Source organism: Leifsonia sp. McL0627, from assembly GCF_058244615.1.
In genome coordinates, this window is record NZ_JBZCGM010000006.1 from 172915 (window position 1) to 194642 (window position 21728).

Annotated in this window: 22 protein-coding genes; 12 read left to right on the top strand and 10 right to left on the bottom strand. The window is 68.6% G+C overall.

Going from position 1 to position 21728, the window contains the following annotated elements; genetic code table 11:
• Positions 1-61 precede the first annotated feature (61 nt).
• Genes AC37TH_RS16855 through AC37TH_RS16865 form a run of 3 tightly spaced genes read left to right on the top strand, consistent with a single transcriptional unit; the run spans position 62 to position 2370 of the window.
• Positions 62-781: a class I SAM-dependent methyltransferase gene (locus tag AC37TH_RS16855; protein WP_490766079.1), complete on the top strand. Its 720-nt coding sequence runs from the start codon at positions 62-64 to the stop codon at positions 779-781.
• Between the two features lie 58 nt (positions 782-839).
• Complete coding sequence (locus tag AC37TH_RS16860; RefSeq protein ID WP_490765492.1) at positions 840-1751, top strand: class II glutamine amidotransferase; 912 nt, start codon at positions 840-842, stop codon at positions 1749-1751.
• A 10-nt stretch (positions 1752-1761) separates the two neighbouring features.
• Positions 1762-2370, top strand: coding sequence for a ribonuclease FAU-1 family protein (locus AC37TH_RS16865; RefSeq protein ID WP_490765493.1), 609 nt, complete (start codon positions 1762-1764; stop codon positions 2368-2370).
• Here the strand turns inward: AC37TH_RS16865 and rimK are convergent.
• Positions 2367-3557 (bottom strand): 30S ribosomal protein S6--L-glutamate ligase, encoded by a 1191-nt coding sequence (rimK, locus tag AC37TH_RS16870; protein WP_490765494.1) that lies wholly within the window; start codon positions 3555-3557, stop codon positions 2367-2369. The genes AC37TH_RS16865 and rimK overlap by 4 nt on opposite strands.
• A gap of 26 nt (positions 3558-3583) precedes the next feature.
• Here rimK and AC37TH_RS16875 point away from each other — a divergent pair, with 26 nt between their 5' ends.
• Positions 3584-4105, top strand: a complete 522-nt coding sequence (locus AC37TH_RS16875; RefSeq protein ID WP_490765495.1) for an ATP-dependent zinc protease family protein — start codon at positions 3584-3586, stop codon at positions 4103-4105.
• Positions 4106-4109: 4 nt separating this feature from the next.
• On the opposite strand, the gene AC37TH_RS16880 is transcribed toward AC37TH_RS16875, so the two are convergent.
• Positions 4110-4775, bottom strand: a complete 666-nt coding sequence (locus tag AC37TH_RS16880; RefSeq protein ID WP_490765496.1) for a TetR/AcrR family transcriptional regulator — start codon at positions 4773-4775, stop codon at positions 4110-4112.
• A gap of 94 nt (positions 4776-4869) precedes the next feature.
• Between AC37TH_RS16880 and AC37TH_RS16885 the strand changes: the two genes are divergently transcribed.
• Genes AC37TH_RS16885 through AC37TH_RS16895 form a run of 3 tightly spaced genes read left to right on the top strand, consistent with a single transcriptional unit; the run spans position 4870 to position 7541 of the window.
• On the top strand, positions 4870-6609 hold the full coding sequence (locus AC37TH_RS16885; RefSeq protein ID WP_490765497.1) for an MDR family MFS transporter: 1740 nt from the start codon (positions 4870-4872) through the stop codon (positions 6607-6609).
• A gap of 22 nt (positions 6610-6631) precedes the next feature.
• Positions 6632-7111 (top strand): MarR family winged helix-turn-helix transcriptional regulator, encoded by a 480-nt coding sequence (locus AC37TH_RS16890; protein ID WP_490765498.1) that lies wholly within the window; start codon positions 6632-6634, stop codon positions 7109-7111.
• 52 nt (positions 7112-7163) lie between these two features.
• On the top strand, positions 7164-7541 hold the full coding sequence (locus AC37TH_RS16895; RefSeq protein ID WP_490765499.1) for a VOC family protein: 378 nt from the start codon (positions 7164-7166) through the stop codon (positions 7539-7541).
• 23 nt (positions 7542-7564) lie between these two features.
• On the opposite strand, the gene AC37TH_RS16900 is transcribed toward AC37TH_RS16895, so the two are convergent.
• Genes AC37TH_RS16900 through AC37TH_RS16915 form a run of 4 tightly spaced genes read right to left on the bottom strand, consistent with a single transcriptional unit; the run spans position 7565 to position 10699 of the window.
• Positions 7565-8770: an OmpA family protein gene (locus AC37TH_RS16900; RefSeq protein WP_490765500.1), complete on the bottom strand. Its 1206-nt coding sequence runs from the start codon at positions 8768-8770 to the stop codon at positions 7565-7567.
• Between the two features lie 49 nt (positions 8771-8819).
• Positions 8820-9686 (bottom strand): hypothetical protein, encoded by an 867-nt coding sequence (locus tag AC37TH_RS16905; protein WP_490765501.1) that lies wholly within the window; start codon positions 9684-9686, stop codon positions 8820-8822.
• 19 nt (positions 9687-9705) lie between these two features.
• The gene (locus tag AC37TH_RS16910; protein ID WP_490765502.1) at positions 9706-10062 is read right to left on the bottom strand and encodes a hypothetical protein; all 357 of its coding nucleotides are present in this window, start codon (positions 10060-10062) and stop codon (positions 9706-9708) included.
• Positions 10049-10699 (bottom strand): hypothetical protein, encoded by a 651-nt coding sequence (locus AC37TH_RS16915; protein WP_490765503.1) that lies wholly within the window; start codon positions 10697-10699, stop codon positions 10049-10051. The genes AC37TH_RS16910 and AC37TH_RS16915 overlap by 14 nt, the downstream gene beginning before the upstream one ends.
• 201 nt (positions 10700-10900) lie before the next feature.
• Here AC37TH_RS16915 and AC37TH_RS16920 point away from each other — a divergent pair, with 201 nt between their 5' ends.
• Positions 10901-12526 (top strand): MFS transporter, encoded by a 1626-nt coding sequence (locus AC37TH_RS16920; RefSeq protein ID WP_490765504.1) that lies wholly within the window; start codon positions 10901-10903, stop codon positions 12524-12526.
• Here AC37TH_RS16920 and AC37TH_RS16925 read toward each other — a convergent pair.
• Positions 12519-13358: a helix-turn-helix transcriptional regulator gene (locus AC37TH_RS16925; protein ID WP_490765505.1), complete on the bottom strand. Its 840-nt coding sequence runs from the start codon at positions 13356-13358 to the stop codon at positions 12519-12521. The two genes, AC37TH_RS16920 and AC37TH_RS16925, sit on opposite strands and share 8 nt — an antisense overlap.
• A gap of 100 nt (positions 13359-13458) precedes the next feature.
• Between AC37TH_RS16925 and AC37TH_RS16930 the strand changes: the two genes are divergently transcribed.
• Positions 13459-14241: an SDR family oxidoreductase gene (locus AC37TH_RS16930; RefSeq protein ID WP_490765506.1), complete on the top strand. Its 783-nt coding sequence runs from the start codon at positions 13459-13461 to the stop codon at positions 14239-14241.
• Here the strand turns inward: AC37TH_RS16930 and AC37TH_RS16935 are convergent.
• Together AC37TH_RS16935 and AC37TH_RS16940 are read right to left on the bottom strand one after the other, a co-directional pair.
• On the bottom strand, positions 14238-15353 hold the full coding sequence (locus tag AC37TH_RS16935) for a DNA glycosylase AlkZ-like family protein (RefSeq protein WP_490765507.1): 1116 nt from the start codon (positions 15351-15353) through the stop codon (positions 14238-14240). The genes AC37TH_RS16930 and AC37TH_RS16935 overlap by 4 nt on opposite strands.
• A complete protein-coding gene (locus tag AC37TH_RS16940; protein WP_490765508.1) occupies positions 15353-15925 on the bottom strand; it encodes a hypothetical protein in 573 nt (190 codons plus the stop codon). The genes AC37TH_RS16935 and AC37TH_RS16940 overlap by 1 nt, the downstream gene beginning before the upstream one ends.
• 117 nt (positions 15926-16042) lie before the next feature.
• On the opposite strand from AC37TH_RS16940, the gene AC37TH_RS16945 reads away from it, so the two are divergent.
• Both AC37TH_RS16945 and AC37TH_RS16950 read left to right on the top strand, forming a co-directional pair.
• Positions 16043-16930, top strand: a complete 888-nt coding sequence (locus tag AC37TH_RS16945; protein ID WP_490765509.1) for an aldo/keto reductase — start codon at positions 16043-16045, stop codon at positions 16928-16930.
• A gap of 109 nt (positions 16931-17039) precedes the next feature.
• Positions 17040-19622, top strand: a complete 2583-nt coding sequence (locus AC37TH_RS16950; protein ID WP_490765510.1) for an ATP-dependent Clp protease ATP-binding subunit — start codon at positions 17040-17042, stop codon at positions 19620-19622.
• Between the two features lie 67 nt (positions 19623-19689).
• On the opposite strand, the gene AC37TH_RS16955 is transcribed toward AC37TH_RS16950, so the two are convergent.
• The gene (locus AC37TH_RS16955) at positions 19690-20202 is read right to left on the bottom strand and encodes a DUF2510 domain-containing protein (RefSeq protein ID WP_490765511.1); all 513 of its coding nucleotides are present in this window, start codon (positions 20200-20202) and stop codon (positions 19690-19692) included.
• A 193-nt stretch (positions 20203-20395) separates the two neighbouring features.
• Here AC37TH_RS16955 and AC37TH_RS16960 point away from each other — a divergent pair, with 193 nt between their 5' ends.
• Positions 20396-21691, top strand: a complete 1296-nt coding sequence (locus AC37TH_RS16960; protein ID WP_490765512.1) for a low temperature requirement protein A — start codon at positions 20396-20398, stop codon at positions 21689-21691.
• The last annotated feature ends 37 nt before the right edge of the window (positions 21692-21728 follow it).

A 21728-nucleotide genomic window follows, 5' to 3' on the forward strand; every position in this document is an offset into this window, starting at 1 on the left:
TCGGTGGGAGTCCGGTGACGCGTACGAGCGGTACGTCGGGAGATGGAGCAGGCGCTTGGCCGTGCCGTTCCTCGACGGGCTCGGCGTGGCGGACGGGCTCGACTGGCTCGATGTGGGTTGCGGCACCGGCGCTCTGACCGGCGCGATCATCGACACGCGTGCGCCAGCATCCGTCGTCGGAGTGGAGCCGTCCGCCGGATTCCTGGCGACGGCCGCCGAGAGGCTGAGAGGACGGGCCGAGTTGCTGCAGGGGAGTGCAGACGCGCTTCCGCTGGCCGACTCCTCCGTCGACGTCGTCGTGTTCGGGCTGGTGCTGAACTTCGTCCAAGATGCGCAGAGCGCCATCGCCGAAGCCGTCCGCGTCGTGCGGCCGGGTGGCGTGATCGCTGCGACGGTCTGGGACTATGCCGACGGGATGCAGTTCCTCCGGATCTTCTGGGACGTCGCTGCTGAACTCGACCGGGCGGCGGCCGCGCTCGATGAGGCGGTGCGGTTTCCGCTCTGCGACCCGGAGACGCTGCGGCAGGAATTCGCCGCCGCCGGGCTGACAGGCGTCACGGTGCGTGGGGTCGAGATTCCGACAGTCTTCGCCGATGTCGACGACTACTGGCGACCGTTCCTCGGCGGCCAGGGGCCGGCTCCCGGCTACGTCGCCGGGCTCGAACCCGCTGCTCGCGAACGGCTGCGCGACCACTTGATCGGCCACCTGCCGATCGGGGACGACGGGACGATCCCGCTGACCGCGCGCGCCTGGGCGGTCACAGCAGACGGGGGCTGGTAGGTCGCGGGCGACGGTGAGATGATGAGCCCGTCCGGTGCAACGACGGGGAGGTCGTGCAATGTGCAGATGGCTGGCGTATTCCGGAGGGCCGATCAATCCATCGACCCTGGTCCTCGACGCGCAGAACTCGATAGTGGCGCAGTCGCTCAACTCGTCGCTCGGAGCCGAACCGGTCAACGGTGACGGCTTCGGGCTCGGCTGGTATCCGAGCGGAGGGAAGCGCGAGGACACACCTGCGCTGTTCCACAGCACGGAACCGGCCTGGAACGACGTCAACCTGCGGGAGGTGTCGACGGCGATCGAGAGTCCGATGTTCTTCGCGCACGTCCGCGCGGCGACGCATCCACCCGTGCAGCAGTCCAACTGCCACCCGTTCCGCTACGAGCACTGGATGTTCATGCACAACGGGGCGATCGCCGAGTTCCCGAAGGTCAAGCGCGACCTGACGCTCGCGGTGGACCCTGCGCTGTACCCGTCCATCCAAGGGACGACGGATACGGAGGTGCTGTTCCACCTCGCGCTGACCTACGGACTGCGCGACGACCCGATCGCGGCCGTCGGCGCCGCCATCCGGAAGGTGGAGGAGGTCGGCCACGCGCACGACATCCCGTTCCCGATGCAGGGCACCATCGCTGTGGCGGACGGATCGACCATCTGGGCGTTCCGCTACTCCACGCAGCACCAGACGCGGTCGCTGTTCCATGCGGTCGACATCCCGACGCTCCTCGCGATGTACCCGGACATGGAGCAGTTCAGGATCTTCGACCGCAGCGCGCATCTCGTCGTCTCCGAGCCGCTCAATGACCTGCCGGGGGTGTTCCTCGAAGTGCCGGAGTCGACAGTGGTGGTCCTCGACGGGACCGGGTATCACCACGAGCCGTTCCTCGACGACGAGTCGAGGCCGGCCGAGCCCGACGTGTCTACTGCGTCCGTCGCGTCTGCAGCGGGGTCGCCGGTGGCGCACGGCTAGACTCCACTGCATGCCGCAGACCACCGCGACCACGCTTCTCCGCTGGATCTCCGACGACCGCATCAGCAGTGCGTACGAGCACTACGTCGTGGAGGACTCCGACCGCTGCATCGCCCTCTGGCAGCCCGCCGGAACGGTCGGCACTGTCGCGGTCGGCGAACGCGGAGGGCCGCGCGGACGCAACATGGTGCCCGGCGGCTGGGGTGGGACGTACACCGAGCACACCTGGACGGGCGACGGGGTGCTGCGCGTGCACGTGCCGGGCGAGCCGTGGTCGACCTGGCGGTGGCTCACGGCCGATGGCTGGACCGAACACGCCTACGTGAACCTCGAAGCTCCGTGGGTGCGCACGCCGCTCGGCTTCGATACGGCCGACTGGATCCTGGACGTGATCGCCGAACCGGACGGCAGCCACAGCCTCAAAGACGAGGACGAGCTCGAATGGGCGGCCGAGACGGGCAAGTTCGACGCGGCGAAGATCGCCGCCGTGCACGACGCCGGGCGCCGCGCCGTCGCTGCGGTCGCCTCCCAGGCCTTCCCGCTCGCCGCCGACTGGACCGCCTGGTCCCCGCTGCCCGCCGCCCCGCTCGCCCTCACTCCCGGCTGGGAGCGCCTCTAGGACTCGGGGAGGTGGTCTTTGGGGAGCTTGCGGACCTTGGCCCGGCGGCGGCGGCGCTCGGGGATCATGGAGCGCATCTCTTCGAGCTTGCCGAAGCAGAGGAGGCGGTCGCCGGCCTCCAGCTCGACGTCGCCGCGCGGGTTCGGGATGACGTTCGCGCCGCGGTGCAGGGTGAGCACGGTGATGTCGCGCTCGCCGAGGCCGGAATCGCGCATCCGCTTGCCGACCAGGTCGGCGTTGCCGTGCACCACCAGCTCGGCCACGCCGTAGCCGGTCGAGACACTGAGTCGCTGACGCACGTCGATCTCGGGGAACGCGACCTGGTTGTCGATGAAGTCGATGATGGCGCCCGCAACATCCAGCTTGGTGGCGGTCTCGATGCCTTCGAGGCCGGGGGAGGAGTTGACCTCCATGACCAGCGGGCCGTCGTTGCCTTCGAGCATGTCGACACCGGCCACGCGGAGTCCCATGATCTGCGCGGAGCGGACTGCGGCCAGCTCGTACTCCGGCGTCAGTTCGACGGGCTCGACCGAACCTCCGCGGTGCACGTTGGAGCGGAACTCGTCGCCGTTGGCCCGGCGGCGCATGGCGGCGACGACGCGGTCGCCGACCACCAGAGCCCGGATGTCGCGCCCGCGGCTCTCCGAGATGAAGCTCTGGATGAGCACGTTCTGCTTGGTCGAGTGCAGCGTCTCGATGATGGCCTCGGCGATCTTCGCATCCGGTGCCAGGATGACGCCGATGCCCTGCGTGCCCTCCAGCAGCTTGATGACGACGGGCGCGCCGCCCACCTTCTCGATGGCCAGGCGCACGTCGGCGCGGCTGTGCACGAACGCGGTCGCGGGCATCCCGATGTTGTGCCGGGACAAGATCTGCGTTGCCCGCAGCTTGTCGCGGGAGTTGGTGATGCCGTTCGCGGTGTTGGGCGTGTAGACGTCCATCTGCTCGAACTGACGGACGACCGCCGTGCCGAAGTAGGTGATCGAGTTGCCGATGCGCGGCAGGATCGCGTCGTAGTCGGACAGCAGTTTTCCGCGGTACTGCAGGTCGGGCTCGTCGCCGGAGAGGTCGATCGCGAAGCGCAAAGTATCGAGCACTTTCACCCGGTGCCCGCGTTGCAGAGCGGCCGCTCGGAGCCGCTGAGTGGAGTACGCCTGCGGGGCGCGCGAGAGGATCGCGAGTTTCATCGGGGGTGTCCTGCCAAGATGGTGGGGTGAAAGACGACCTCCATTCAAGCACCATCGTGGGCTGGCGCGAATGGGTGAGCCTGCCCGATGTCGGCGTTCCCTGGATCAAGGCCAAACTCGACACCGGCGCGCGCAGCTCCGCGCTGCACGCGTTCGACATCGAGGAGCTTCCGGCGGAGGCGGACGGCACGCGTGATGGCGCTGGCGACAGCGCCGGACACGGCGTCGACCGGGTCCGGTTCAGCGTGCGGCCGTGGCAGCGGTCGGAAGACGACGTGGTGACCGTGGAGTATCCCGTGCACGACCGCAGGACAGTGCGCAGTTCGTCCGGTCACGCCGAGGAGCGCATCGTCGTGCTCGTGGACGTGCACCTGTTCGGCAGGACGGTCACGGCGGAGACGACGCTCAGCAACCGCGATCAGATGGGCTTCCGGATGCTCATCGGGCGCGAGGCGCTCCGACAGGGTTTCGTCGTCGACCCTGGAAAGTCGTTCCTGGCCGGCCGGGCGCCGCGCGTGGTGCGGCGGCGCAACAGGGGCAGGGAGTAGTCGCTCAGGCCACCAGCGGTGCGAGCGTGCGTGCGAGGGCGACGGCCCGTGCTGTGATGGCCTCTGCCTCCTCTTCCGCTCCGGCGTCCGCCCACTCGCGGAGGGCGATCCGGATGCTGCCGATGCAGGCGACGACGAGGAGTTCCGCCTGAACCTCCGCAGGGACGGGGCTGTCCGCCTCCACCAGTCGCTCGCGGACCAGGAGGGTGGCGAGCGTGCCGACGAGTCCGGTGCGCAATTCGTCGAGGCGGCGCATCCTGTTCTGGATCAGTCCGGGGTTCCGGGAGGCGATGAGCATCCTGGACGCGTGCAGCTCGGGGTCTGACGACGACGGCAGGCCCCTGACGAGCGTCGTCACGATGCATTCGACGATGCTTCCGGGGCCGCTTCCGTCGCCGCTTCCGTCGTAGGTGCGCTCCAGGTGCTCCGCGACCAGGTCGGCGTCGCCCCACGCGTGCCGGATTCCGAACAGGGCGTCTTCTTTGCAGTCGAAGTAGTTGAAGAACGTGCGGTGCGACACCGGGACCACGGCGCAGATCTCGTCGATCGTCACGTCGTCGATGTCCCGGTCGAGCATGAGACTCACGGCTGCGCGCTCGAGGCTCGCCCGCGTCTGCGCCTTCTTGCGCTCGCGGAGACCGGGTTCGGCGGATGGTGAGAGAACCTTCATAAACAGAATTATTGCATTGCTGCACGAAATTAGTTGATATCAGTCACCTAGTTCTATATGGTTGCTCTTCGTCAACTAATTGTGAAGGAAGAACATGTCACGCTCTCTCACTCGAGAGGAAGAGGCTCCGGCGGCAGCGATGTCGCACCGGCAGGTCCTCGAAGCACTGTCCGGTCTGCTGCTCGGGATGTTCGTCTCGATCCTCGCGGGCACCGTCGTCTCCTCGTCGCTGCCGCGCATCATCTCCGAGCTCGGCGGCGACCAGTCCGCCTTCACCTGGGTGGTCACCAGCACCCTCCTCGCGACCACGGTCTCGACGCCCATCTGGGGCAAGCTCGCCGACCTGCTCAACCGCAAGCTGCTCATCCAGCTGGCGCTCGGGCTGTTCGTGCTCGGCTCCGCGCTCGCCGGGTTCTCGCAGAACCCCGAAATGCTCATCACGTTCCGTGTCGTGCAGGGTCTCGGCGCCGGCGGTCTGACCGCCCTCAGCCAGATCATCATGGCCGACATCATCAGCCCCCGCGACCGTGGGCGCTACATGGGACTCTTCGGCGCGATCATGGCCGTCGGCACGATCGGAGGCCCGCTGATCGGCGGGCTCCTCACCGACTCCATCGGGTGGCGCTGGAACTTCTTCGTCGGCGTTCCCGTGGCGATCCTCGCGATCATCCTGCTGCAGCTGACCCTGCGCCTGCCGAAGCGGCCGAAGGGCAAGGTGAAGATCGACTACCTCGGCGCCGTGCTGATCGCCGGCGGCGTCTCCCTGCTGCTCATCTGGGTGAGCATGGCCGGAACCCAGTTCGACTGGTGGAGCTGGACGACCGCGTGGATGGTCGGGGCCTCCGTGCTCATGCTCGTCGGCGCCGTGGTCACCGAGCTCCTGGTGAAGGAGCCGATCATCCCGCTGACGCTGTTCAAGAACCGCACGTTCACCCTCGCGGTGATCGCATCCATCTCGGTGGGTGTCGCGATGTTCGGCACGTCGGTGTTCCTCAGCCAGTACATGCAGCTCGCCCGCGGTGCGACGCCGACCCAGTCCGGTCTGCTGACGCTGCCGATGATCGGCGGCCTGCTGATTTCCTCGATGGTGGTCGGCAGCCTGATCAGCCGCTTCGGGAAGTGGAAGCCGTACATGGTCGTCGGTTCGATCATGCTCACCGTCGGCCTGTTCCTGATGAGCACGATCGAGTACGACACGAACTATGTAGTCGTCTCCGTCTACATGTTCGTCCTCGGCGCCGGCGTCGGTATGGTCATGCAGAACCTGGTGCTGATCGTGCAGAACACGGTCGACCCGTCCCAGCTCGGCGTCGCGAGTTCCTCCGTCGCGTTCTTCCGCAGCCTCGGCGGCACCGTCGGCGTCTCGGTGATGGGAAGCGTCCTCGGCTCCAAGGTGGTCACGATGCTCGGGGAGCGCCAGCACGACCTGCAGGTGGCGATCGGAAAGCTCGGCGCCGCTGGAGCGGAGGTGGCGAAGTCGCTGCAGAGCGGGACACTGCCCGAGGTCAACAAGCTGCCCGAGGGCGTGCGCGTCATCATCGAGTCCGTCTACGGCCAGGCCGTCGCGGACATCTTCCTGATCGCGGTGCCGCTGGCGATCGTCACCATCGTGGCGATCATCTTCCTGCCGAACATCAAGCTCGGTACGCAGACGGCGCTCGAGAAGATGCGAGAGCGTACAGGCCACTCCAGTGCCGAAGAGGCGGAGGAGAACCTTGTCGAGGTCGCTGAGGCGCTGATCGCCGCGCCGGTCACCGGCTCGTTCGGAGCGGTGCGCTCCGGCGGGGACGACAGCCGCGTCGCCGACGCCGACTTCTCAGAGGAACGGCGCTAGCAGGTCGGTTATGATCGCGGCCATGAGCAACGTGGAACGGGTGGTGGCGCCGCACGGCGCCGCCATCCGCGCGAACGACGAGGCCATCGCCTCGGTCGAGGAACAGTTCACCCTCCTCTTCAGCAGGGTGAGCGCCGGGATGCGCGACAGGGCCGCCAGTGTGCATCCGGAGTTGCAGCCGGTGGGCTTCAAAATCCTCAGCACGCTGGCACGAACAGGGCCGACGCACGCGGGGGCTCTCGCCGGGATGCTGTACACGGACAAGAGCGTCGTCAGCCGCCAGGTGCGCATCCTGGAGGAGCTGGGGCTCGTCGAACGGCGGGTCGACCCGGAGGACAGGCGCGCGAGCTACCTCGTGGCGACGATCGCCGCCATCGAGAAGGTCAACGAGGTGCGGGCCAGCGACCAGCAGTTGCTCTACAGCAACCTGCGCACCTGGGACCGCGCCGACGTCGAGCAGCTCGCCTCCCTCCTCGCCCGCGTCACCAGCCCCGCCCGCTGACTCCCACGCTCGATTGCTTGGGGACAGGGGAGGGGCGGTCGTAGCATGAGGGATGGGCAACCCCGTCGTGCACTTCGAGATCATCGGACCTGACCCGGATGCGCTGCGTGCGTACTACGCGGCGCTGTTCGGCTGGGACGCGCCGTCCGGAGCGCCGGTGGCCGCCGAGGTGTCCGATCAGGACGCATACTCGTTCATCGACGCACCGGGCGATGGTGCCATTCCCGGCGGCATCGGGGGAGGGCCGTCGTGGTCGCCGCGGGTGAGCTTCTACGTCGGGGTTCCGGATGTCGAGACCGCGCTGCGCGACGCGGAACGGCTCGGCGGAACGCGCGTGCTCGGCCCGGTGCGGAACGAGGGCACCGGCGTGGTCGTCGGCCACTTCACCGATCCGGCTGGCAACCTCCTCGGAGTCGCGGGCCCGCAGTGACGCCGGGCCAGCAGCTACGCCGGTCAGCTGCAGAGGGCGACGCCCGCTGACGTGAGGATGACCGAGCGGTTCTGCTCGGCGAGCGCGTCGGAGTATTTGCCGGAGGCGTCCGTCTCGCTCTTCCAGCCGCACCAGTCGTAGCCGACGCCGGCCGTGGTGAGCAGGGACGCGGGGACGCCGAGCTGCACGAGGGCAGCCTTCACGGCATCCGCACGCTTCAGCGAGAGCGCGGTGTCCGCGGTGTTATTCGTCGCTTGATCCTTCGAGGCGGTTCCGGTGACGGTGATCGCCTGCCCGTTCTGCTCGATCGACGGGACGAGCTGGCCGAGGACACTCTGCGCCTTCGCCGGGTCGGAGAAGGTCGCCGTGTCTTTGGTGAACAGGAGATCGCTGTTGCGGATGACGATCGGGTGCGTCCAGTCGGTCTTCGTCTGCACGGCCTCGACGGGCACGGCGGAGACGGCGGGAAGGCCGGATGCGGCAGCACCGGAGGCGGGCTCCGGCAGCAGGGACAGGGTGCCGCCCGCTGCCTTCACGATCGCCGTCCAGATGGCAGCGAGGTTGCTGCGGGCGGGGATGGTCAGCGGGGTCTGTGCTCCGGCGACGTCGCCCATCCCCGACCAGTAGACGGTCACGCCCTTGAGGTCGGTGGGCAGGAGGCCGCGGGACTGCAGGTCGCTGACCACCTGGGCGGGGTCGGCGTAGAGCACACCGCTGGCGGAGAAGTTCAGAGGGTCGGTGGTCTGGAGTCCGCTGCCCACGACGAGGACGCCCATCGGGTTGGAACCGAGATTGCGGGCGGCCTGGTCGATCGAGGACAGGAAGTCGACCTCCGGTGCTGACGACTTGAGACCGTTGATGTACGCGGTGATCTGCGTGAGCTTGGTGCGCTGATCGTTCTGGCAGACCACCGCATCCTGGGCCGTGGAGCCGATGACGGTCGTGCCCATCACCTGCGGAGAGCCGGACGGGACCACGACGGTCACGCTGCCGTTGCTCTTGCCGACCGCTTCGAGCTGCGCGACGGCGGAGGTCGGCAGGTTCGTGACGGGCGCGTTCGCTGTGCTTCCGGCGACGACGCCCATGTTGCGCTTCTGCGACTGGTCGCAGGATGCGCCTGCCGCCGTCGCGGAGGCGCACGCGGTCAGGCCGGCGCCCAGGGCGACGACCGACGCGACGGCGACGACCGCCCGGAGGTAGCGAGCCCTGACGAGGTGTCGGGAGGTCACGAAATGGTCCTTTCGGGAGGGAGCAGGGGGAGGGAGAGGCGGCGGTGCGTCAGTCGGTGAGCTGACCCGGCTGGGTGGCCTGGCCGAGCTCCGCGTCGCTCAGCCGCTTGGCGCGCAGCTCCCGGATGATCTGGCTGGTGCTCTCCGGGTCGCGCTCATGCTGCGCGAGCCGAGTCGCGAGCTGGGCACGGAGCACGTCGACGCGGGAGGCGAAGGTGATCCTGGCACCGGTGTACCTCGCGCCGTCCGCTGCGGCCAGGTGCGAGGCCTGGATGGTCTCCTCGCGGGCAGCGACCGCCTCGCCGAGCAGGCGGTCGCGGTAGCGGCGCAGCTCGTCGACGTGGGAGTGCGCCTTCTCCGACGCGCTGAGCAGTGGGCGGGTGGTGAGCCACGCGACGATGAAGCTGATCGCACCGGAGGTGGCGAGCACGCCGAGCATGAGGAACGCCATGATCGTGTCCGGCGCTGTCCAGGAGAACCCAGCGGCAGCGGGGGCGGCGGAACCGCCGACCAGGCCGGTCAGTCCGCCGGCGTTCTGCGCGTCGATGCCCGCCTTGATCCTCGCAACGGTGATCGCGCCGAGCAGGGCTACCCAGATCAAAGTCAGGAGAACGGCGGCGATCGACCACCGCCTGTCCATCACTCCGGCCTGGATGCGGCGCATCACGATGGCGACCACGTGCGGAAGCGTCACGACGGCGAGCGAGATGCCCAGCGTGATCACGTACATCTGCAGGCCGATCGACCCGTACTGGCTGTCGTTGCGCAGCAGCAGGGTCAGCGCCTGCGACAGCAGGACGTAGTCGACCGTGATCATCCCGAGGAGGAGCAGGTAGACGAGCACGTGCGCGAAGCGCGACATGTGCCCGACGCGGGGACGGATGCGCGGGGGTTTCGCGACGATGTCTCTGGCCATGATGTGTCTCCTCTCTTTCTCAGGCGTAGTTGTGCAGGTCGGGGTCGTGGCTGGTGAGGCGTGCATCCAGTCGTTCCGCAGCCACCTCTGCGCGCTTCAACTGGTGCTCCGTGCGCTCGATGGAGCCGCGGATCAGCTCCTCGCGCTTCTGTGACTCGCTGACCCTGGCGGCGCAGGCGGCGAGATTGCGGGTGCGCTGGCGCTCGATCTCGGCGACGCCGCCGCGCTCGAAGGCGGCGAGCTCGTGCTCGAACACCTCCAGGGTCTCGACGTCGACGGCCGCGCGCATTCTGCGCAGCCGCCAGAACAGGCGCCGGCGGAGGCGGCCGGTCTTCGGGACGGAGTAGTCGGCGGGCAGCCGATCACGCTTGGACATCGTTTCTCCCCTGCCAGAGTTCGAGAAGCCTGGTGTTCTCTTTGGTGGTGAGCCAATCGGAGCGTCGGAGTACGGGCGCCCTGTCGAGCGACTGATCCGCGGCGAGCTCGCGGCGGTATGCGCCCCAGTAGACGGCGAGCATCTCGTCCGAGTGGTCGAAATAGCGGTTCGCGCGCAGCTTCGCCGCCGTGTACCGCGAATGGATGAGGGCGGACAGTTCGTCGACGCGACGCTTGGCCCGCTTGATGCGGCGTTCCAGTCTGCGCAGCTCCTCGAAGCCGGGGCCAGAGCCGTTCGCGATGAAGTCGCGGTCGTCGAGCGAGATACCTCCGGTGAGCCTGTCGTAGTCCGACAGGTCGCTGTCGAGCGCCCGCGACAGCACGCGGTACTCGGTGAGTTCCCTGTCGATGCGCGAGAAGAAGCGCTGCTCCTCGCGCCGGGCGTACGCCTCGGCGTGCGACTGCATGGCCTGCACGTGCGGTGTGGTCTGCTCGCCGGGGACCGCATCCCGTGCGGCTCCCGACTGCGCGGTCGCCGCATCCAGCCTGGCCTGCGCTTCGAGGCGGCGACGCGCGAGAACGCCGACGCGGAACGGCCGGCGGCCGGCACGCGGCGATGGCAACGACCGTGTCGTCATGCGTTTCCCCTCCGTACAGTGAAGCCGACAGTTCGGCGGACCTCGAAGGTTACGCACGCTGTCTGGCAATGGCCTAGGGGAATGTCGCATGTCAGCCGATAGTGATCCGTGCCGAACCATCCATTGCGGCCGTGTGCGCGGGGGGAACATACTGAGCGTGCATCCGGTCGGAGAGGAACATCCGGCAGAGCGGGGAGCCGCATGAAGAAATGGTCGGTGGTCATCGTCTTGGGAGCCGCCCAATTCGTGATGGTGCTCGACGGCACGGTGATGAACGTATCGATCTCGACCGTCGTCGAAGACCTGCACACCACGGTGGCGGACATGCAGGCGGCGATCACGTTCTACACGCTCACGATGGCGGCGTTCATGCTGCTGGGCGCGAAACTCGGCGACGTGCTGGGCAGGCGCAGAGCGTTCGTGATCGGGTCGTGCGTCTACGCGGTGGGATCGTTGCTGACCGCGCTCAGCCCGAACATCGTGGTGCTGTTCATCGGCTGGTCGGTGATCGAAGGCCTCGGCGCCGTACTCGTCATCCCCGCCATCGCGGCGCTCATCGCCGACAACTACCGCGGGCACGACCGGATGACCGCGTACGCGATCATCGGCGCCGTCTCCGGGGCCGCGGTCGCAGCCGGGCCGCTGATCGGCGGATTCGTGACCACCTACTTCAGCTGGCGGTACGTCTTCGTCGCCGAGGTGGTCATCATGGCCATCGTCGTGATCTTCTCCCGCGTGGTGCGCGAGACGAGCGGACGAACCCCGACGCGGATCGACGTCCTGAGCGTCGTGCTGTCGGCGCTCGGACTGGTGGGCGTGGTCTACGGGATGCTGCAGAGCAAGACCTGGGGCTGGCTGATCCCGGTGCACTCGCCCGTGGTCGGCGGCGTTCCGGTCAATCCGCTGGGGATCTCGCTGACGGCCTGGTTCATCCTGGCGGGCGGGGTGCTGCTCGTGCTGTTCGCGCGTCGGCAGCAGCGGCTGGTCGCGACGGGTCGGGCGCCGCTCGTGCACATCGACATGTTCGCCATCCGGCAGCTGCGGAGCGGCCTGAGCGTGCTCGGTGCGCAGTACGCGGTGACGGCCGGGCTGTTCTTCATGGTGCCGGTCTATCTGCAGATGACGCTCGGTCTGGATGCGCTCTCCACGGGGCTCAAGATCTTCCCGCTGTCGATCTCGCTCATCCTGTTCTCGGTGATCGGGACGACTCTGGCGCGGATCTGGTCGCCGCGGCGCATCGTGCGGGTGGGGCAGCTCATCCTGGTGCTGGCCTCCCTGGTGCTGCTCGGTTCTGTCACGGCCGACCTGCGGAACTGGATCTTCGGAATCGGGATGTTCCTGGCCGGGAGCGCGCTCGGCCTGCTGGCTTCGCAGCTCGGCAACGTGAACATGTCGAGCGTCGGCGAGAAGCAGTCCAGCGAAGCGGGCGGCCTGCAAGGGGTGTTCCAGAACCTCGGCTCGTCGCTCGGGACCGCGCTCATCGGGTCGTTGCTGATCGCAGCCCTCGCCTCGTCGTTCGCGAGCGGCGTCGCGGGCAGCAGTCTGCCGAGCAGCGTGCAGTCGACGGTCGCGGAGCGGACGGACGGCGGCGTCGAGATCGTTCCGGCGGACAGTGTGCAGAAGATCGGCGAGGACGCCGGGCTGTCGAAGGACCAGGCGAACACGCTGGAGTCGATCTACCGGGACTCCCAGCTGACGGCGCTGCGGATCTCGTTCTTCGGGCTCATCGCGATCTCTCTCGGAGCGCTGGCGTTCTCCCGCGGCATCCCGAACGAGGTGCCGGGGCGGAAGAAGGAGGAGGAGGAGCAGCAGCAGCCGGTCAGCTGAACGCCTGCATCCCGAGCACGCCGAGGAGCGCCAGCTTCTCCGCGCCGTCGCTGCGGGGAGGCGCGGTGAGGACCAGCAGGCACTGCGACTGATCCTCGGTGAACAGCACCTGGCAGTCCAGCTCGATCGGGCCGAGCTCTGGATGCACCAGCGTCTTGTGATCCTCGAAGCGGTTGGCCACCTCGTGCCTGTCCCACAGCGCGGCGAACTCTTCGCTCTCGCGCTGCAACGTTCGCACCAGCTCCCCGGCCTGCGATGCCGCGCCCATCGCGCCGTACGCGACCCGGAGGGAGGCGACCTGCGCCCTGCTCTGCCTGTCCCGATCGTCCTCCGGGTAGTGGATGCGTTCGGTCTTCGGTTGCGTGAACCAGCGATACGCCTCGAACCGTTCGATGCCGGTGAACCCCGACCGGTCGCCGAGGAGCGCCGCGGAGAGCCGGTTCTGCACCAGGGTCTCGCCCAGGTTCGACAGGATCAGCGCCGGGGTGTCGTCGAGCCGGTCGAGCACCCGCAGCAGCGCGGGGGCGACGTGCGAGGCTCCGCTGAGACGGTCTGGCGGGTTGTGGCCGGCGGCGCGATAGAGATAGTCGCGCTCGTCGCCGCTCAGCCGCAGGGCGCGCGCGAGGGAGGCGAGCATCTGCTCACTCGGCTGCGGACCCCGCTGCTGTTCGAGCCTGGTGTAGTAGTCGGCCGACATGTTCGCCAGCTGCGCGACCTCCTCACGCCGCAACCCGGGCGCTCTGCGGCGTGCACCGGATGCGAGGCCGACATCGGAGGGCTGGAGCTCCTCGCGGCGTCTGCGGAGGAAATCGGCGAGGGAAGCGCGGTCCATGCTTCCATCATCCGCCGTCGCCGCTCGCGCAACCAGGGATCGGCGATCCCCCGATGACCGCTCTCTGCCACGATGTGCGGCGTCCGCCGACACTCGAGACATGAACATCACAGGAAACACCGTCTTCATTCCCGGCGCGACGAGCGGGATCGGCCTCGCCATCGCCGTCGCGCTGCACGCCAGAGGCAACACCGTCATCGTCGGAGGACGCCGTGCGGAACTGCTGGAACGCATCGCCCAGGAGCACCCCGGCATCGACACCGTCCTGATCGACACGACAGACCCCGAGAGTGTCCGGTCGGCGGCCGCGGACGTGATCGCCGCGCATCCGGAGCTCAACGCGCTGGTGGCGATGGCCGGAATCATGCGGGTCGAGGACTGGCACACGCCGGCCGGGTTCCTCGCGTCTGCCGAGGCGACCGTGACCACCAATCTGCTCGGGCCGATCCGGCTGATCGCCGCGTTCGTCGACCACCTGCGCAGCACCCCGGATGCGACGATCGTCACGGTCTCGTCCGGGCTCGCGTTCGCGCCGCTCGCGGCCACGCCGACATACAACGCGACCAAGGCCGCCATCCACCAGCTGAGCGAGAGCATCCGGTTGCAGCTGGCGGACACGACAGTGAAGGTCGTCGAGCTGGTGCCCCCGGCCGTGCGCACCGCGCTGCTGCCCGGGCAGGAGGAGAGCCCGGTGGCGATGCCGCTCGACGAGTTCGTCGCCGAGACGATGACGCTGCTGGAGACGCAGCCGGAGGCGCACGAGCTCCTGGTGGAGCGGGTGAAGTTCCTCCGCTTCGGGGAGGCGCGCGGAGACTACGACACGGTCGTGGCAGCGCTCAACGCCTCGGACCCGCACGGGAAGAAGGAAGACGCGCGGGCTTAGTCGCGGTCGGCGCGCTCGACCGCGAGGCCCAGCCAGGCGGCGAGGTCGGCGATCTCGGCGTCGACCGCCTCCGCGGTCGCCGGACCGAACGTCTCGTCCTCGTGCACGGCGGAGACGCGGAGCACGCCCGCCTTCCTGTCGGCCGTAGCGTCGAGCTTGCCCACCAGGGCGTCGCCGCACAGGATCGGCAGTGCGAAATACCCCCAGCGGCGCTTCGCCACCGGCTTGTACATCTCCAGCAGGTATTCGAACCCGAAGACCTCGAGCGTGCGGACTCTGTCGTGGATCAGCCGGTCGAACGGGGAGAGCAGCGCGGTGCGGCCGGCGAACGGGACACCGGAACCGAACGCATCCAGTGCGTCGGGGTCGGCCCGCCACAGCCGGGAGCTGCCCTCGATCTCGACCGGCACGCCGGCTTCACCGACCATCGCGGCGCGCGCGACGCCCTGCGAGCGCAGGCGGTTCTTGTCCCGGATGCGCTTGGCCTCCTCTTCGGGAACGATCTCGAGCCCTGCCGGGAAGACACGCGCTGCGATGTCCCAGGTGCGCTGTCGGCCGAGGCGTCCTGAGACGGCGATCTCGCCTCTGGCGGAGAGGAATTCGAGCATCCTGGTGACGTTCTGGCCGTGCGTCCACCCGGTGGACTCCCACGGAACCGCTGCGGTGTCCGGGATATCGCGGGAGAGAAGCGGACCGGAGTCGGAGAGAAGGGTGAGCACCTGCGCGCGGAATGCGGCATTCGACTCCAGCCAGGCGTGCACGCGGCTGCCGTCGCTCGGCCACCGAGACATCGCATCCAGGTGCAGGCCGAGCGTGGACGTGGGGCGCAGCATGGCGATGGGCGGCGTGCTCGGATCGTCCTGCGCCTTCTGCTCGAAGAGAGTGCGATCGGACTCGACGGCGCGTTGCAGGTTCTCCGGTCGGTAGGACGAGCCGAGGCGCGTCCAGGCGATGAGGTCGGCGCTCGGCGCGACGGCGGCGGTCGGGTCGAGCTGCAGCAGGGTGAGCTGCTCGACGAGCGGGACGAGCTCTGTCGGCCGGTCGGCGTCGAGCCGCTGCGCCGTCACCGCGATCCTGCGCGCGTCCGCACGACTCAGCCGCGCGACCGCCATCAGCCCTGGTGGCCGGCGTCGGCCAGCTCGTCCACGATGTGCTCGAACAGGGCGGAGGAGATGAGGTGCCGTCGCAGCGCGGTGCCTGCAACCTCCATCGGGCCGCCGGCGCCCTGGGCTGCACCGGGGCCGACCGGGATGCCGTCGAGCGGGACGGGCGGGATCTCGCGCAGCAGGGCGACGAGTTCGATCTCATCGAGCTTCCCGGCGCCGTACGCCTCGAAGAGGCGACCGGAATACGCTCCGGCGTCCCGGAGCGCTGTGATGCGGGCGCCGACCTCGTTGAGATAGCCGAGCTTCCTCCACTCCAGGATATTGGCGTGCGCTTTGCGCGCGGCGTTCGCGACGGCGGACTGCGCCTGCGTCGGCGGAGTCGACAGCGGCACCCTGGCGCGGAAGGCGGCGAGCGGGAGATCGCTGAACCTCACGAGGAAGCGGGCGGCGTCGTGCTCGACCGAGATGGTGTCAGGGTCGGCGTGCATGGGTGAGCGGAGCGCTGACGCCACAGCGTCGTACAGCGCCCTCGCCTTGGCATTCGCGACGCCATTCCTGGAGCCGGCGCGACCTTCCATCCCTCAAGGTTAACGCGACACGGGCGTGCGAGCATGCGCGCCACGGGGTTTGCGCCAGGCGGAGGAGCGTGCGATGCGGACTCCCGCCGGGCGACGCGGCGGTCTAGCGTTGGCTGCATGGTCACGGAACTCACCCTCAACAACGGCGTCACGATGCCTGCCCTCGGTTTCGGCGTCTTCCAGAGCCCTCCGGAAGAGACGACAGCGGCGGTTGAGACAGCCCTGGCGACCGGATACCGCCACGTCGACACGGCGGCGGCGTACAACAACGAGCGGGAGGTGGGTGAGGGCATCCGCCGCTCCGGGATCGACCGCGCGGAGGTGTTCATCGAGACGAAGGTCTGGGTGAGCGACTACGGACACGACGAGACACTCCACGCCTGGGAGAAGGCGACGGGCAAGCTCGGCGTCGACACGCTCGACCTGCTCATCCTGCACCAGCCGGCGACCGACCGCTTCGAGAAGACGATCGCGGCGTACCAGGCGCTGGAGTCGCTGCTGGACGACGGGAAGGTGCGCGCCATCGGTGTCAGCAACTTCATGCCGGACCACCTCGAAAGGCTGCTCGCCGAGACCACCGTCGTCCCCGCCGTGAACCAGATCGAACTGCACCCGTACTTCACGCAGCCGGCGGTGCAGGAGGCGGACGCGCGGAACGGCATCGTCACCCAGGCCTGGTCTCCGATCGGCGGGATCACCTTCTATCCGGGGTTCGGCGACGAGCGCAGAAGCGTGATGGAGGATGTGACGATCAACCTCATCGCCGCCGACCACGGCAAGACGCCCGCCCAGGTCATGCTTCGCTGGCACTTGCAGAGCGGGCGCTCCGCCATCCCGAAGTCGACGAACCCGGGAAGGATCGCCCAGAACTTCGACGTGTTCGACTTCGAACTGAGCGCGGACGAACTGGCGAGGATCGACGCGCTCGACACGGGGGAGCGCAGCGGACCGGATCCCGACACCCCGCGTCCTGCGATGTTCGACCGGGTGATCCCGGAGGCGTGAGGCCTGGTTCGTCGTATTCGCGGCCGTTCGCCGCTCCTGGGAATACCGGCGCCCCCGCAGTGTTGAACTTGAGTGCAGTCAACTCAACTTTCAACACACAGGAGATCTCGTGCCCGAAGACTTCACCCCGGACAGTGACGGCGGCAACTCGTTCGATGAGTTCCTCGCCCGTTACCTCGCGGGTGAGCGCGCGCGCAGCGCACGCTCCATCGACATCAGCCGGTTCCTGAGCCGGCGCACGCAGGAGACCCTCGCCGAGGCCGGCCGGTTCGCACTCGAACACGGCCACCGCGAGCTGGACGCCCTGCACATCCTCCACGTCATGGCGCTGGAGGACCCGGCGGCCGAGGCCATGCGTCGCATCGGCGTCGACCCCCAGGCGGTCGCCGCGGCAGCGGAGCAGCGCCTTCCGCAGACGGGCGACCCCGTCGACGTGGACGCCGCATCCATCACCCCGTCCGCGCAGCGGGCGCTGTTCCACGCCTACCAGGTGGCCCGCGCATCCGGATCGACGTACATCGACCCTGAGCACCTGTTCTTCGCCCTCGTGATCGTCCAGGACGCACCGGCCGGTCAGGTGTTGCAGGCCGCGGGCGTGACCCCGGACGCGCTCACCTCGGCTATGCGCCAGACCGCGGACGTCGACGCCGGCACGAACGCATCCGGCCAGCAGGGGGAGGACGCCAACGCCTCCACCACCCCGATGCTCGACAGGTTCGGAACCGACCTCACTGCGCTCGCCCGCGACGGCGAGCTCGACCCGGTGATCGGGCGACTCGACGAGATCGAGCAGACCATCGAGATCCTGTCGCGTCGCACCAAGAACAACCCGGTGCTGGTCGGAGAGGCCGGGGTTGGCAAGACCGCGATCGTCGAAGGGCTCGCCAGCGCGATCGTCGCAGGCGACGTTCCTGAGCAGTTGCGCGACAAGCGCGTCGTCGCCATCGACCTCGCCGGGATGGTGGCGGGCACCCGCTACCGCGGAGACTTCGAGGAACGCCTCACGAGGCTGATGGACGAGATCAGTGCAGAGACGGACGAACTCATCGTGTTCGTCGACGAACTGCACACCGTCGTCGGTGCTGGGGGTTCCGGCGAGTCCGGCGGCATGGACGCGGGCAACATCCTGAAGCCGCGCCTGGCCAAGGGCGACCTGCACCTGGTCGGCGCGACCACCCTCAAGGAGTACCGCCGCGTCGAGAAGGACCCGGCGCTCGAACGCCGCTTCCAGCCGGTGACCGTCGGTGAGCCGAGCGTCGAGGACGCGGTGCTCATCCTGTCCGGGCTCCGGGGAGCGTACGAGGAGCACCACGGTGTGCGCTACACCGACGAGGCGATCCGCGCCGCCGTCGAACTGTCCGCCCGCTACGTCTCCGACCGGTTCCTGCCTGACAAGGCGATCGACCTCATCGACCAGGCCGGAGCGCGGTTGCGGCTGCGCCTCGGCAAGCGCGTCGACACGACCGAGCTGATGGCGACCCTCGCCACCCTGGAAGCGGAGAAGAACTCCGCCGTCACGGCGGAGCACTACGAGGAGGCCTCGCGTCTGCGCGACGAGATCGAAGCGGTGCAGCGCAGCCTCGACTCGCTCGGCTCCGCTCCGCGACCGGATGCGGTGGTGGACGAGCCGGAGATCGCGGCCGTCATCTCGCGGGCGACGGGCATCCCGGTCAGTCGCATCGGAGAGGCCGACCGTGAGCGTCTCGCCAAGCTCGAAACGGAACTGCACGAGCGCGTGATCGGTCAGGACGACGCGGTCGTCGCCGTCGCCAAGGCGGTCCGCCGCAACAGGACAGGACTCGGAGACGAACGCCGCCCCGTCGGCAGCTTCCTCTTCCTCGGCCCGACCGGCGTCGGCAAGACCGAACTCGCGAAGGCGCTCGCCGCCTCCCTGTTCGGAGACGAGAAGGCGATGCTGCGCTTCGACATGAGCGAGTTCGGCGAACGCCACACGGTAGCCCGCCTGGTCGGCGCCCCTCCCGGATACGTCGGATACGACGAGGCGGGACAGCTGACAGAGCGCGTCCGCCGCAACCCGTACTCGGTGGTCTTGTTCGACGAGATCGAGAAGGCGCACCCCGACGTGTTCAACCTGCTGCTGCAGGTGCTCGACGACGGCCGCCTCACCGACGGCCAGGGCAGGACCGTCGACTTCCGCAACACGGTCGTCATCATGACCTCGAACCTCGGCTCGGAATTCCTCGCCTCCCGCAGCGGAGCCCTCGGCTTCGTGCCCGTCGGCGGAGACGCCTCAGCGGCAGGGTTCGCGTCGGAGAAGGACCTGCGCGACCGCGTCATGGGCAAACTCCGTGAGGCGATGCGGCCCGAGTTCCTGAACCGCATCGACGAGATCGTTCTTTTCCGCAAGCTCGACGCCGCGCAACTGCGCGACATCGTGCGGCTGCTGGTCACGGCGACGGCATCCCGTCTCGGTGCGCGCTCCATCGCCTTCGAGGCGACGGATGCGGCGGTGGAGTGGATCGCGGACGCGGGCTACGAACCGGAGTACGGCGCGCGGCCGCTGCGCAGGGTCATCCAGCGTGAGGTCGACGACAGGATCGCGGAACTGATGGTCAGCGGAGAGCTGGTCGACGGCGGCGCGGTCACCGTGGATGCGGTGGACGGGCAGCTGCGTGTGGCGGCTGCGGTGCGCGGCGCCCACGCTGCGGAGTGGATGCCGCGCGCGGCGTAGGCCGGTCCGTGTGTGCGAGAGGCGGCGTCCCTGACGGGGCGCCGCCTCTCTGCGTGTCCGCGCCGGGTCAGAAAAACAGGGCGAGAAGGTGCCAGCTGAAGAGCCCGAGCGCGGCGACGCCCAGGACGAGGCCGATGATCGACGTGACCCGGCCCGTGTAGTGCACGGAGCCGGACAGCTCCGCCGACTTCGCCATGCCGATCGCGGAGAAGACGATGCCGAGGATGCTGGGGATCGCGAACAGGTTGACGATGAAAGCGACCAGCGAGAGCACGAGGCCGACATAGGCCATCGGGTTGTTGCCGCGCACCTGGCGGTCCTTCTCGCCGCGTGTGATCCGGGTGGCCGGCTCCCGCGCGTACACGGACTGGCCGGGGCGTTGCGGGTACGGCTGCTGGTAAGTGGGCTGCTGATACGCGGGCTGCTGGTGCGCGAGTTGCTGCGCGGGCACCTGGAACGCGGGCGGCTGCGGCTGATCGGGGTGCGGGCGGGTGTGCTCCGTCCAGCCGGCGCCGGACCACCAGCGCACCATCCGTCCATCGGAAGGGTCCGGATACCAGCCCTGTGCAGGTGTTGTCACGGTGCCCCCTCGATCGTGCGATGCCGGACCACTCTAGGGTCCTGGCGGCGCCCGCCCCAGACCCCAGCCCGGGTGACGCTCACTCGTGCCGAACCTGCGGTCAGCGCGCACGAGACCGCACGATTCGCACGAGTCGTCGGGGCACACGTCATGAGAGGCACTGCACCGCACAGCAACGCGCCACAATAGAGCCATGTCCGAGCTCACGTCGACCGGCCTCAGTCACAGACTGCTCCGGATGCGCGGTCGCGATCCGGAGGAGCGGCACCGGGCGGCGACACCGTTGGAGCTGCTGTTCGACCTGACGTTCGTGGTCGCCTTCGGGCAGGCGGGCGATCAGCTGTCGCACCTGGTCGCCGGGGGTCAGATGCTGCCGGGGGTCGGGGCGTTCGCGTTCGCCATGTTCGCGATCTGCTGGGCGTGGATCAACTTCTCCTGGTTCGCGTCGGCGTACGACACCGACGACTGGTTCTACCGTGTCACCACGATGGTGCAGATGATCGGCGTCGTCGTGCTCGCGCTCGGTCTGCCGGCGATGTTCGCGTCCGTCGAGCACGGGAACGCGTTCGACAACGGCGTCATGGTCGCCGGTTACGTCGTGATGCGGTTCGCGATGGTCGCCCAGTGGCTGCGTGCCGCCGCGCAGGACGAAGAGCGCAGGAGCGTCGCGCTCACCTACGCGGGGTTCGTCACAGCGGCTCAGATCGGCTGGGTGCTGCTGGCGTTCGCCGCCGTTCCGTTCGGGACCGTCCTCATCCTGGCGCCGCTGCTGTTCGTCGTCGAGCTCGGCGGCCCGATCGTCGCCGAGGTGAAACTGCGCGGGACGCCGTGGAACGCCGGACACATCGCCGAACGGTACGGGCTGCTCACGATCATCGCACTCGGCGAGGTGCTGTTCGGCACGGTCACGTCGGTGGCGGCGCTGGTGGCGGAGCAGGGCTGGAGCGTCGACGCGGTGCTCGTGGTCGTGGCGGGCGTCGGGCTGACGTTCGGGCTGTGGTGGACGTATTTCATCATCCCGTCGGCGGCGATCCTGCGTAGACACCGACGGCGCGCGGTGGTCTGGGGGTACAGCCACATCGTGCTCTACGCCTCCATCGCCGCGACGGGAGCCGGGCTGCACGTGGTCGCGTACCTGGTGGAGGGGAAGGCGGTGATCGGGGAGGCCGGCGCGATCCTCAGTGTCGCCATCCCGGTGCTGGTTTTCTCGATCGTGCTGTTCCTGCTCTACACGTACCTCGTGCACGAGGGGGACCCGCTCCACATCGGACTGTTCGCCGGGACGGTCGGGATGCTCGCGGCCTCCGTGATCGTGGCCGCGGCGGGAGGGCCGATCGGGGTGAGTCTCGTGCTGGTCACGTTGTCGCCCGGCGTGGTCGTGGTGGGCTACGAACTGGTCGGATTCCGGCACCAGGAGGCGGCGCTGGCCAGACAGGCGGCAGACGAGCTGGAAGCCGAAACCGTGGTGGACGGCGACGCCTCAACCTGAGTGCGGCGGACACGAAGCCTGAGAACACCGACAGGCA